The organism is Rhodococcus sp. JS3073 (assembly GCF_026810085.1).
Classification (GTDB): domain Bacteria; phylum Actinomycetota; class Actinomycetes; order Mycobacteriales; family Mycobacteriaceae; genus Rhodococcus_F; species Rhodococcus_F wratislaviensis.
The window spans coordinates 885,489-898,558 of the sequence record NZ_CP113952.1; the positions used below are offsets into that span (position 1 = coordinate 885,489).

At 60.3% G+C, this 13,070-nt stretch carries 8 protein-coding genes and 1 pseudogene; 3 read left to right on the top strand and 6 right to left on the bottom strand.

What is annotated here, in order from left to right; all coding sequences use genetic code 11:
• Positions 1 to 65: 65 nt before the first annotated feature.
• On the top strand, positions 66 to 1,190 hold the full coding sequence (locus tag OYT95_RS42010; protein ID WP_255221592.1) for an oxidoreductase: 1,125 nt from the start codon (positions 66 to 68) through the stop codon (positions 1,188 to 1,190).
• Positions 1,191 to 1,823: 633 nt separating this feature from the next.
• A pseudogene (locus tag OYT95_RS42015) lies at positions 1,824 to 2,159 on the top strand (transposase); the annotation flags it as partial.
• A gap of 1,604 nt (positions 2,160 to 3,763) precedes the next feature.
• On the opposite strand, the gene OYT95_RS42025 reads toward OYT95_RS42015, so the two are convergent.
• The 6 genes from OYT95_RS42025 to OYT95_RS42050 form a co-directional block, all read right to left on the bottom strand.
• Positions 3,764 to 4,900, bottom strand: a complete 1,137-nt coding sequence (locus OYT95_RS42025; RefSeq protein WP_081792478.1) for a MalY/PatB family protein — start codon at positions 4,898 to 4,900, stop codon at positions 3,764 to 3,766.
• A gap of 375 nt (positions 4,901 to 5,275) precedes the next feature.
• Positions 5,276 to 6,982 carry an ABC transporter substrate-binding protein gene (locus OYT95_RS42030; RefSeq protein WP_052033373.1) on the bottom strand — a complete coding sequence of 569 codons (1,707 nt, stop codon included), beginning with the start codon at positions 6,980 to 6,982 and terminating at the stop codon, positions 5,276 to 5,278.
• A gap of 45 nt (positions 6,983 to 7,027) precedes the next feature.
• Entirely contained in the window at positions 7,028 to 8,608 is a 1,581-nt protein-coding gene (locus OYT95_RS42035; protein ID WP_306303773.1) for a dipeptide ABC transporter ATP-binding protein, read from the bottom strand.
• A 35-nt stretch (positions 8,609 to 8,643) separates the two neighbouring features.
• Positions 8,644 to 9,429 (bottom strand): ABC transporter permease, encoded by a 786-nt coding sequence (locus OYT95_RS42040; protein WP_268792473.1) that lies wholly within the window; start codon positions 9,427 to 9,429, stop codon positions 8,644 to 8,646.
• Between the two features lie 53 nt (positions 9,430 to 9,482).
• Positions 9,483 to 10,394, bottom strand: a complete 912-nt coding sequence (locus OYT95_RS42045) for an ABC transporter permease (protein WP_052033372.1) — start codon at positions 10,392 to 10,394, stop codon at positions 9,483 to 9,485.
• Between the two features lie 135 nt (positions 10,395 to 10,529).
• The gene (locus OYT95_RS42050; RefSeq protein ID WP_081792476.1) at positions 10,530 to 11,465 is read right to left on the bottom strand and encodes a sulfurtransferase; all 936 of its coding nucleotides are present in this window, start codon (positions 11,463 to 11,465) and stop codon (positions 10,530 to 10,532) included.
• A gap of 296 nt (positions 11,466 to 11,761) precedes the next feature.
• On the opposite strand from OYT95_RS42050, the gene OYT95_RS42055 reads away from it, so the two are divergent.
• The gene (locus tag OYT95_RS42055; protein ID WP_037235904.1) at positions 11,762 to 13,063 is read left to right on the top strand and encodes an NtaA/DmoA family FMN-dependent monooxygenase; all 1,302 of its coding nucleotides are present in this window, start codon (positions 11,762 to 11,764) and stop codon (positions 13,061 to 13,063) included.
• Positions 13,064 to 13,070 lie beyond the last annotated feature (7 nt).

Here is a 13,070-nt window from a genome sequence, read left to right on the forward strand (position 1 = left end):
CACCCGGAGAAAGAGGCCCGAGTGAAACAGGATATTAACGCGCTGTCTAGGGTGAGGGATTGAGAGTGGAAGTGATTGACGACAAGCGGCTGCAATCCTTGTTCACGCCGGTGAGCGTGGGCACGCTGACACTGCCGAACCGGTTCGCAATGGCCCCGATGACTAGGTTCGCGTCCCCAGATGGTGTGCCGGGCCCGGACGTGGCCGCCTACTACGCCCGCCGGGCCGCAGGTGGAACCGCGCTGATCATCACTGAGGGCGTGCGCATCCCGCATCCGGCGGCTGGGCCGGACAGCGTTCCGCTTATCGATGGGGCCGAGGTATTGCGGAGTTGGCGCGCGGTGACCGATGCCGTGCATGCCGAGGGCGGCGCTATCGCGGCTCAACTGTGGCACGAGGGCTCGCAGCGCGACGTCCTCGACGGTGCGAGGGAAGGACAGGAGGCGGTCAGCCCATCGGGTATCGACGTTGCAGGTAACCAGGTCGGGCGGGCGTTGCGCATCGACGAGCTCGGTGCGCTCGCCGACGTGTATGCGAAGGCTGCCCGCAACGCGCGTGACGCCGGATTCGACGCCGTTGAAGTGCACGGCGGTCACGGCTATTTGCTCGACCAATTCCTCTGGGGGAACACTAATCGCCGCACCGACGGCTACGGCGGAACACTCACTGCACGTACCCGGTTTCCTGCCGAGGTGGTGGCTGCGGTGCGGGAGGCTGTCGGTTCGGGTTTCCCGATCATCTTCCGGTTCTCGCAATGGAAGATCAACCGCTATGACGCCCAATTGGCTTACTCTCCAAGCGATCTCGAGAAGTTACTCACCCCCTTGGTCGAGGCCGGGGTCGATGTGCTGCACCCGTCCACTCGTCGCCACTATCAGCCTGCTTTTCCCGATGACGATCCACGGCTGGGTATGGCGGGCTGGGCCAAGAAGCTGACCGGGCTGCCGGTCATCGCAGTAGGCTCGGTGGGTCTGGACACCGAGTTCGGGTTCTCGCTCGGCGAGGCAAAGCGGATCTCCCCGGCCCCGGTTTGCCGGCTGCTCGACCAATTCGATGCGGGCGAATTCGATATCGTCGCCATCGGTCGGGCGTTGCTTGCCGATCCTGGTTGGGTCAGCCGACTGCGTGACGGTGCGCTCGACGACTTCGCCGGATTCGACGCCGACACTGCGCTGGCGCACTTATATTGAGCTCACGAGCTGAGCCTAGTCTCGATCTTCGTCTTGCGCACTGACCTTCGAATAGATGGCCGGTAGTGAGGTCCTTCGGGCATGGCGTGCGGGAGCTCACCGGCGCTGCTTCGCCAGTTCTCCGTGGGTGGTCGGTGGGGGCGATGCGGAGCGTGGTCCAGGCGGTATCGATGCGGTGGTTGTAGGGCGAGCCTCTGGAAGTCGGAGTAGTTGTTTCCGGCCCGTGCGGATGGCTCGTCCTGCGACGGTGAGGATCCGCAGCGCGCCCAGCCGGAGCTGTTTGGGCCGGCGCCTCCGACCCGACAGTGTCACGACTGATCACCGCCCTCGCTGGCGACGTCGAGGCCGTTGTGCCCACGATCAGGGCTGCCCGCGCATGGGCCCACCGGGATGCGGCCGTTCACGACGGACGATGCCCCGCATCCCGGGGGGCTAGTTCTTCAGGCCGGGACGGGTGGCCCTGGCCGCCCTCACCGAGCTGCTCGCATCTGTCGTGTCGAGATGGAAGAAACGTGGCACCGTGCCCCGCCACGTCCTGTATTTGGGAGGTTACCGAACAGCGGGGTGCCGCGGATCGAGAGTTTACTTTTGGGCTGTACCGCGATCGACTGCTCTCGGACGAGAACCTCGGCGGCCATACCCACAGTTCGCCGTGCTCGGTTGCTGCAGCGCCGCAAGCGTGCCGAACGTGCCCTGACCTCGGTGGTGGCCACCTGCGACCTGCTCGGTGTCTCGACCCCGACGGATGGAGAAGGTCGTCGAGTCCCTCGGCATCCTCAGCCTGTCGAAATCCAAGGTGGCCGTGATGGCCGATGACCTCGACGCGAAGGTGGAGGCGTTCCGCAGCCGACCCTGGATGCCGGCCACGCAATTCGTCGCCGCGGACGCCCTTGGTGCTCAAGGTCCGGGAGAACGGGCGGGGTGGTCAACATGCACGCACTGGTCGCGGCCGGGGTCAACGCCGAGGGCTAGCGGGCGATCCTCGAAGTCGTGGGCACTGGTCATCGCGTGGTGCTTTATCGAGTGACCATGGTCGGTCTGAGTCACGCCGCGTTCACTGGGGCTACGACACGCCGGTCAGATCCGAATCCGGTCCGTACACAATCTTCATGGACACAACCTGCTTCTCGCGACTGATGTGAGCTTTGGGCTGTGCAATCTGGCTTCCCTACTCCGCTGCCGTTTAGGACTCCCTCCGAGAGCCCTAAACGGGTCGCTGGCGTCGACACACCACAGAAGCTAGCCGCGAGCCGAGGCGTCTTCCGGAGCGGACGCTCGCCGTTTGCTACCAGCTGCTACAAGATCAAGCAGCCCTGGAAAACGTGCGTCGAGATCTGCTCGACGCAGCATCACCTCGGCTCGGTTGCGGTAGTCGAACTGAGTGATCAGGCCCGACTCACGGAGAACCTTGAATTGGTGGGTCATCGTCGACCGGGAGACCCCCACCCCGAAGCTTGAGCACTTGCGCCGAGCCCCATCCGGTTCCCGAAGAAGGTCCTCGACAATCGATCGCCGATGTGGGTCCGCAAGAGCCGCGAACACCGCTCCTAACTCGAGCTGTTCCACAGCTGGCTGGTCTTTCGCTTCGCCCACTCTGACGCCTCCCAATCCACGCAGTTTGTCTGCCATCGTAATGAAAGACGTGTCATGGCAGAGGGCCGCTAGGCCAAAGCTAGGACGACGATGGGTGGTCGTCGCGGCAACGCCCACGCATGCGCGTCAGTGTGACGACTGGTGCTCGACACGCTCAGCGCAACTGACCGTAGAGCCCTGGCCACGATCGCAGCGAAGCTACAGGTGTGCCACGCCGGCCCGACATAGAACTCCTAGCGAAAGACCGTCGAGGTGGGCAGATTTACACCGGGGTTGAGGATCCGGGATGTGGGTGGTTCGGCCGAGACCCACCGGCTCATCCACGGTGCTCGGTGCGCGTCGTTGCGTCCAGAGACTCACGAGTGACAGCGCCGCTCGATGAATGGACAGGAGTGTCCTCCGCGTGCGTTCGGCGGTCTGGGTCAGCTCGCAGTCAAATCCCTGGTCAGCGCGTCTACAAGAAGAGGACGACGTCATCGACGGTGACGTCGGTGCGCGGGCTATCCCTGGTGCCGGGTTGAGGAGAATAGCGCCGGCGTCGGTGAGAAGTGCGCATTGTCAGCAGATGGGTCGACACCGGAGGCGATGACCGCGCGATTCAAGGTGTTCCATGTTTCATCCATATCCGGATGGCCTCGGCGGGCGTGCGGATGAAGGTTCGGTTGCCTCCTCACGCATGCGGGCGAGTCGATGCCTGTAGGCGGCGTCGATGAGGGCCTCCGAGGTCGGGAAGTGTCGGTGGAGCGTGCCCACACCCGCGCCTGCCAGGCGAATGGCGTCCTGCGCGTGTCCAGTTCCTGCTTGGCGAAATATCTCCGCAGTGGTATGGGCGAAGCCCAGCAGATTGGCCAGGAGCTTGACATCCTACAGGCGTGTCGGGGTCGAGTTCACTATCGTCAGATAGGGGAAAATCTTGTGACGAGGGAGGTTGCAGGTCTACGTAGGACCCCTTGCCCCACCAAGGAGCGTGCTCAAACACGTCAGCGCCCGAATGCCGTAGCGATGGAGTCGACCGCTTGCGATAGGCGGATTTCGCACATTGCGTAGTTGAATCGAACGAACTCGCGCCAGTCGACGCCATAATCTTCGCCGTGATTGACGATCACCTTTGCTCGTTCATCCAGCGCGGCTCCAGGGGAGGATCCTCGGCCCCATCCGGTGAAGTCGAGCCACGCAAGATAGGTCGCTGACGGTGTGGTCGGCCATACACCCGGCAGGCGGTCTTCGAGGAGGCGGGCAAGCAGGTTTCGGTTGACTGCCAGCCTCGCAACGGTGTCGTCAAGCCATTCCGCACCTGAACCGTAGGCGGCGGTTGCTCCAATTACTCCCAGTATGCTGTTCGCCGATGGCGGAAATAGTGCCAGATCATCCCAACGTTTTTGGTCTCTGGGATTGGAGAGAACGATCTGCGCGCATTTGAGTCCCGACAAGTTCCAGCCCTTCGACGGTGAGGAAGCCGTAATCGTGTGAGCCTCAGTAGTATCGGACACCGAAGCGTACGGTACGTGTTTTCCACTGTAGACGATTGGTGCCCACACCTCGTCTGCGAAGACAGCTCCGTTGTAATGTGAAATTACCTCGGACAAGGCGAGCAGCTGGTCAGTTCCAAGAACGGTCCCAGTGGGGTTGTGGGGGTTGCAGAGGACTAGAAGTTCGCCGCCTCTTTCGAATGCTTGAGAGATTGCGTCCAGGTCGAGACTGTACTGACTCTCCCGTCGGAGCATCGGGACTTCAACGACATTCCTGCCTAGACGCTCCGGAATTCGAGTGAATGGAGCGTAAGCCGGAGTCGGCACTATCACATACGATCCATGACGCGTGAAGTGGCGAATCACCGCTTCGTAGGCGCTCTGCACGTCATCGGCGAGTCGAATCGCGAATTCGTCAACTTTCCACTCGTACCTTCCCCTGAGGAAATCGGCATAGGTCGACAAATGGTCTCTATAGACATGATCTGGCGTGTATCCGGTATATCCATCGTCGATGGCTGAATGCAGTTCCTGCGCAACTGCAGGGGCGGTTCCGAAATCAGACTCGGCTATTCCGGCGCCAACCTTCCCTGGATAGTTCGCCCATTTGAAGTTTTTTCTAGGTGGAAACTTCTCGTTTATCGTCATGATTCTTCCATTCGTACTTCGGGGGCAGAACTCATGGATATCGACGTCATCCAGTGGACAAGCGGATGACCTCTCCAATGAATGGCTGCAGTGGTGGTCGCAGCACAAGGCAGTCCGAAATTCGTCGGTCGCACGCTGATAAGTAATGTCCCGACTCAGCGTTGATTAAAAGTGCGTTGCATTATCGCGGGGGGTTGAAGGTCGTAAGGTAGAAATTGCCGGGTTGTATTCCGATGAAAGCTACTTGCGCACGGATGGGCTGGAGGCGATGATCAAGAAACTTCACAATTTAGACGCGCGACCGTACTGCCTGGGATATAGACGCGTCTGATTTATCTTCTGGAAACCGGCGATGTCACAAAATCTGTCTTCGAGTCAGCGGTCGACAGCGATGTCGTATGACCATCCGTTCACAACGTTGCGAGGTGCATCGAACAGGGTGTGCAACCCGTGGACGTTGGCGGTGGCCGCGGCACTGTTTCGGTCTGTGTAGAGGGGAATGGCGACCGCGTTGTCGTGGACATACTGAGCGATTTTGTCAAACCATTGCTTTCGTGCGTCCTGGTCGGTGGCCTTCGTTGCGTTCAAGAGCCATTCGTCAACCTGTTTGTCGGCGAGTTTCGAGCCGGCAACTACCGATCCGAGCGTAATTCCGTCGACTTGACCGTATTTGATGTCGGGGGTGACCGATCCAAATCCGCGGTTCAACTGCAGAGATAGGTCGAGTCCTCCAACTTGCCGAGGAAAGGCTTCGTACTGATTCTGCGCCAACAGGTCGTACACGAGCGCGTTCTCGACATATTTCAACTCAACTTCGACGCCGAGATTTTGCCGCAATTCTGCTTGCCACGCCTTGAGAAAGTCGTCTTCCGGGTACCCCGGCACACTCGCCAGGACGCGAATCGTCAAACGATCGCCCGCGGAATTAACACGATAGTTGTCGCTGTCGCGATCCCGCCAGCCCGCTTCGTCCAGCACGGTGTTCGCGCGGACGATGTTCACGGAATTCGAGCCTTGGTACTTTCCATCGAAGTACCGACTTTGGGGCGAAATTATGCTCCACGCCCGGTCCTGGGTGCCTCGTGTAACGTTCTGAATTACGGAATTCAGGTCGACACCTGTTGTGAGTGCCTGCCGGACCCGCTTGTCCATGGTGGGTCCATTTGTGACATTCAGATACAGGAGCTTGGGTGATCCGCTGGAGCCCTTTTGTTCGTACTGATAACCGGAGATTCCCTGAAAAAGCCCGATATCCTCGGCCTTGACCGTGCCGATCGCGTCTACCTCGCCACTTTCGAGTAGGCCGGCGCGGGTCGAGGCCTCTGGAATGTACTTGACGACGAGTTCATCGACATACGCGGGCCCTTGATGACTCGCGGTGGCCGGCGGCCAGTTGTAGTCGGGATTCTTCCGAAAATCCAACTCCTGCCCGGGAACAGCCTTATCCAGCTTGAATGGGCCGGTGCCCACGAAACCTTCTCCGCTCGCCCACGAGTCCCTGTTGGACAGCGATCTCGGCGAGACAATTGCACCGCCGATCCCCGACAGTGTCGAGAGAAAGTCGGCGCGGGGAGTGTTGAGAGCAATCCGGACGCGGTAAGGGTCGACGACCTCCACGCTGTTCACACTGGAGTAGTTCAGTACGCCCACGTCGGAGTACCCCGGGTACTCCGGATTGTGGGCAAGGTCGATGTTGGCTTTGACGGCGTGTGCATCGAACCTTTCACCGTCTTGAAAAGTGACGTCCTGGCGCAATTGGAAATCGTATACGAGCCCGTCAGGCGAGATTGTCCACGCTGTGGCAAGCCAGGGATGAAACTGCTCGTTCTCGTCCGCGGAGACCAAACTGTCGTACACGTTTCGCAGCACCTGCGATGCGTCGAACGAGGCGCCGTAGTGCGGATTGAGCCCACGCTGAGGATAGGAGCTGAGCGCAAGAGTGAAGGTTCCGCCGGGTTGCGGTTGCGACGTGGGCGCGCCGCTTCCCGAGCCGGGTTCCGGGTCGGCAGTGCAGGCGGCGAGCCCGAGGATGGTGGCGGCGGTGACGCCGATCGCGAGGAGTTTTCGTACCCGCTTTGTCATGGTGTGGCTTTCGCTAGATCTTCGGAGTGTGGTCAGAGGGTTGATTCAGACGAGTTGGGGCAGGGAGTCGAGCAACTGCTTCGTGTACGGGTGTCGAGGGTTGGTGAAAACCGTGTCCGCCTCGCCATGCTCGACGACTGCGCCGCCCTCGAGTACGAGGACGTCGTCGCACAAATGGTGTACGACGCCCAGATCGTGGGAGATGAAGAGAAAAGACGTGTCGTGTGCGACCCGAATCTCAGCAATGAGGTCCAGGATCTGCGCCTGCACCGATACATCCAGCGCAGAGACAGGCTCATCGCACACCACCAACTTCGGACGTGAGCCCAGTGCCCGGGCGATATTGACCCGCTGGCGCTGACCACCGGACAATGTGCGTGGATGCCGATCGGCCGTCCCGGCTGGAAGATGAACCTCATCGAGCAGTTGTTCGACCAGCACGTTCTTTTCACGACTCGTGTCAGAGACTAACGCGGCGCTTTCGGCGATGATCTCACGCACGGTGTACCGCGGGTCGAACGAACCGAGTGAGTCCTGGGCAATCAGCTGAATTTGGCCTAGCAGTTCGCGGCGGTCGTGAAGTTGAACACCGTCGAACTCGATACTTCCAGAATCGGCATCCTCCAGTCCTGCGACTATTCGTGCGATAGTCGACTTTCCGGACCCCGATTCACCGACCACACCGAGAATCTGACCACGGGCCAGATCGAAGGACACGTCACCAACTGCACGAACCGTCGACTTACGTGCACGATAAGTTTTCGAGATAGACGCAACACGCAGCATCGTGCCTGGGCTGTCGGGTGCCGAGGAAGAGCGCGCTCGTATCGGCGCGTTACCTCCCCGTAGTAGGGAGCCCTTGGTCGAACGGCTGGGAATCGACTCGATCAATGCTCGAGTGTACGGATGCTTGGGTTGATCAATCACCTCGCGTGCGAAGCCCTCTTCGACGATGCGACCCTCGCGCATCACGATGATGCGGTCGGCGATCGAGGACACCACGGCAAGATCGTGGCTGACCAGAATCATGCTGCGCCCGTCACGAACCTTCTCTGCCAGCAGATCGAGGATCCGCTTTTGTACGGTCACATCCAGAGCGGTGGTCGGTTCGTCTGCCACGAGTACCTCAGGCTGCGCTGCTAGAGCAGAGGCAATCAGCGCACGCTGTCGTTGACCTCCCGAGAGCTGGTGCGAGTGCTGCCTACGTTTGAGGTGTGGGTCGCTGATGCCCACAGAGCGCAACAGTGATTCCACCTGGTCAACTCGTGCGCGCCGCGAAGCCCGCGGTCCGTGTGCAGTGAGCGCCTCGTCGATCTCACTTCCTATTGTGCGCAAAGGATCCAGTGCAGTCAGTGCGTCCTGCAGTATGAGGCCGATTCGGTTCCCCCGAATCTGCCGCCAGAAGCGTTCGCAGCTTTTGGTGGCGTCCTCGTCGAACAACTCGAACCGATCCGCTGTCACTCGTGCACCGATTCCAGAAAGACCTAGGAGGCTGCGCGCGGTGACGGACTTCCCGGAGCCGGATTCGCCGACGACGGCGAGGATTTCTCCTTGGTGCAAGGAAAAGCTCACTCCATGAATGACTTCGGTTGTACCAGTCGGTGAGGAGCTCGTATCGAAGCTCACTCGGAGGTTCTCCACGCGAATTAGGGGAGAGGCGCTCATTGGATGGATCTTCTCTCGAATCGGTGGTGCAGGTGACGACCTACCACTGTGGTGGCAATGACAGTTGCTGTGATAGCTAGGCCCGGAAAGAACACTGTCCACCAGGCCAGTCGAAGGTCATCACGCGACTCCGACAGCATCGATCCCCATTCCGGCAACGGCGGTTGTGTGCCGAACCCGAGAAAGCTGAGCGTGGCTGTGCCGAGAATGCTCGTTCCGAGACCCAGAGTCGCGAGCACCGGAAGTGTGACAAGAGCATTAGGAACGATGTGTTTCACGGTCAGGGCGAATTTCGATGTGGTATTCAAACGTGCCTGCGCGACGAACTCGGATTCGCGGACCGCGAGGATCTCGGCCCGAACGACCCGGCCGTACCGTGGAGCAGCCGAAAGTCCGATCGCGAGGATCAGATTCCACGTGCCCGGACCGGTAAATGCGATGAGCACGAGAGCGAACAATATTTCTGGGAACGAACCCAGAAGATCGAAAACCCGTGTCACTACTTCGTCGATGATCCGATTTCCGGTGCCTGCAGCCGAACCGAGAACGATGCCGACAGCCACCGCCACAGCTGTTGCGACCCCCCCGATGAAGAGCGAATACTGTGCCCCGTGAACGACGCGAACAAGCACGTCGCGCCCGAGCCGGTCGGTACCGAACAGATGCTGCCACCCAGGCTGTTGATGGGCCGCGGCGAGTGCCGTCTCGAGCGGATCGCTGGGGGCGAGAAGCGTAGGCGCCACGACTGCGATCGCGGCCAATGCCAGATAGCTTGTCGCCAACCAGAGTCCCCACTGCGCCCCTACTGTGGGGATCCGGGTTCGTGACAACAGACTCATCGCACACGGTCCTTGAGTCGCGGATCGATCCACAGATAGCTGATATCGACCAAGACGGTGACCACAATATAGACCGCCGAGGACAAGATCGCGACTCCGAGAACAACGGGAATGTCCTGATACATGACGGCTTCGACAGTCGCGCGGCCGATCCCGGGACGGCCGAACACCTCTTCGACAACGACCGTTCCAGTAAGCAGGCCACTGACGATCCAGCCCGCAAGGGTGGTCGCCGGAATCAGAGAGTGCCTGAGTGCGTGGCGAGATTTCAATCTTGCGGGGCCTATTCCTCGCGCTCGGGCTGTCAGTGAATGCGGTTGTTCGAGTGAGCGTTCCATTCCCTCGCGAAGGACCTGAGAGAGCACGGCGGCGGTTGGGAGGGCGAGAGTGAATGCGGGCATGATCAGGCGTTGGATCTCGTTTCCGGCGGTAACTGGAAGAACCTGCAGATTGAAGGCGAATACCGAGATCAAGATCAGGCCCAACCAAAAGTACGGCATGGACGCCAACGTCAGTTCCGAGGTCTGCACCAACTTGGGCACGAATCCTGCGCGGCCCGCGGTCGTCATCGCCAAAGCAAGCGCGATCAGGAGAGCAAAGATCAGAGCAGCGCCGGCCAACTGGGCTGTAGCGCTCAACCTCGTGCCGAAGAGAATTTCCGAAACGTCCTCGCCGCGAACGTACGAGCGTCCGAAGTCGCCATGTAGGACGTTGGTGAGATAGGCCCAATACTGCTCAATGAGTGGCTTGTCGAGACCCCAGTCAGCCTCGATCGTTGCGCGCAGCTCGGGATTGCTCGCGTCTCCCGTTACAACACTCACCGGGTCGCCGGGAGCGAGATGCATGGACACAAAGGCCAATGTGATGGCCGCGATAATCATCGCGGACGCCGATACGAGCTTGCGCACAATGTATCTGGTTCGAACACCCCTAAGGCGCGAGGTGTGAGGAGGGGTGGGTCCCTTCGGGGCCGACACCGTCCGGTGTGGCGCAGCCATCACCTCAGTTGTACTCATATGAACGTCCTGCTCTTGTATGGCCGGTCAGCGCTCGATGGGAAGCCCGACAACACTGCCCCATTCCGTCCATGACCCGTCGTAGACACGCACCCCTTGGGTGTTCAAGACGTCGGTGAGGATGAGCCAGCCGAGCGAAGCCCGGTGGGAAAGCCGGCAATAGGTGATTGCCTGTCGAGCGGAGTCCAGTCCCACTTGTTCAAAGGTGGCCTGCAGTTCCTCTAGAGGTCTAACTCGTCCCAAATCGTCAAGCAAGTCGCGAATGTGAAGGTGAACGGCCCCGGGAATGTGTCCTGCGCGCTCAGCGCCGTGGTCGAATCCCATCGACCACGGTGTCACTCGTTCACCGGAGAATTCCTCAGGTGATCGCATATCGATCAACAAGGACTGCGCGTCGTGGAGGGATTCACGCAGCTCCTCGCGGCCGATGGCGACGGTGCTGAAGGGATTGATCTCGTCGGCGCCCGGGATCGATAGCGGTAGGTCAGCAGCGAGCCGTGCAGGAACGTCGACGGCTGTTCCTAGGGGGAGTCCAAGGCCGTGCCAGGCCTCCAGGCCACCGTCGAGGTAGCGGGCGTTTTCGCTCAATCCCCTCGCTTGCAGTACCCACAGCGCATAGGCTCCGAACTGCGGCTCCTCGCCGTAGAACACGGGTATGGTGCCTTGTCCCACCCCGAGCTCGAAGAGCCGACTGCTCAGCGTCTCCGCCGTGGCAAACTCCCGCCGGTAGTCGTCCCACAGCAGCCTCTTCCAGTGCACCGCAACTGAGCCCGGAATCAGTCCAGGGGACCCGTCCTGGGTATCGGCAGAAAACCGAACCTCGACAGGGTGTACCTCGGGGGTACTCAGTCGAGCCTCGAGCCACGCGGTACTGACCAATCTTTGTGGAGCATGTGCGCCCACGGTGAGCCTCCGTTCAATCAAATGGATCACCTCTCGACCCACATGTTGAACATAAAGCATCGGACAGGTGCTTATGAACTGACCAAATCAGTGCGATTGTAACTCTTGTATCTGCAGGTTGCAGACGTGTCGGAGGAACTGCCGACTGGGATTTGTCGCGATTCGCCGCCTTTTTGGATGATACAAAATTGCGAACGGTCCGACTTGAGATTGAACAAATCGGCCGGATCGGCCGGCTGCTGTCAAGTCTCTCAAGAGCGGGCGCCTGGTTACGCGCCGCGACCAGTCACACGCGAAACGGCTTCGACAAGTCCAGCCGGCTCCTTAGCTCACTGGCAATGGGAATGGAGCAATACATGACAACAGATGCACAGGTCATCCTCAACGCGAATCTGATTCCAGGGGGGACAGTAGGGAGCCCCTGGCGACGATCCGACGCGCCTGGAAGCCACTTCATCACTATCGACCACTACATCGAGGTGGCAAAGATTGCCGAGCGTGGCCTACTCGATGCAATATTTCTTGCCGACAGCGTTGATTTTGGTTCCCGCGAATGGAACTCACCCGGTCGTCTCTTGGATCCACTGATTGCGCAGGCAGTGCTCTCGGCGCACACCGAGCGGATCGGCTTCGTCGCCACCGCAAGCACCTCGTACAACGATCCGTACAATCTCGCACGTCAGTTTGCCAGCCTCGCCGCCGCCAGCAGCGACCGGGTCGCGTGGAACATTGTGGTCTCCGGCGGCGATCCGGCGGCCCGCAACTATTCACGTGAGGCCGCGCTGCCCAAGGCAGAGCGTTACGAACGCGCGGCGGAGTTCATCGAAGTCGTCACCAAGCTATGGGGTTCCTGGGCTGACGGCGCTCTTGTAGCGGACAAAACCACCGGCGAATACCTCGACCCGACATTGATCGATCCAGTCGATCATGTCGGCAAACACTTCCAGGTGCAGGGACCACTCAAGGCCCCCCCACTCAGTCACGGCAGGCCCGTCCTCGTGCAGGCCGGTGCCTCTTCGTACGGAGAGGATTTGGCTGCGACCTACGCTGACGTGGTCTACTCCCCGCACCTGAACGCGGACAGCGCCCGGGAACGTCGAACAGCGTTGCGTAAACTTGCCGCAGCGAAGGGGCGCGAGCCCAATTCCATCAAACTGATTCCTGGGCTAATGACGGTCATCGCCGACACCGAAGAAGCCGCTCTCCGCCGCGAAGAAGAACTCGCCGACTTGATCCCCGAGTCGGTGCAGATTCTGAATCTGGCTAGAACCCTGGAAGTTCCGGTGGAATCGCTGACACTGGATGCTCCAATCCCGTGGGACCTCATGCCGGGCGATGACACTGCACGCGGATCCCGCGGACAACGCTCGGTGTTCATCGAGAACGTGCGAAGTCGAGGCCTCGACACCCGAGGAGCAGCTCGTCTACTCGCGGCAGGTAGCGGGCATGCAAGAGTTGTGGGTACGCCCGAACAGGTGGCGGACGTGATCGAAACGTGGTTCACCGAAGGTGCCGTTGACGGATTCAACATCATGGTCGATGAATTGCCCGACGGGCTCGAAGTGTTCGTCGACCACGTCGTGCCTCTTCTGCAGAAGCGCGGGTTGCACCGGACTGAGTACAGGGGAGCGACGTTGCGCGAGCACTACGGGTTGTGAGGCAGAC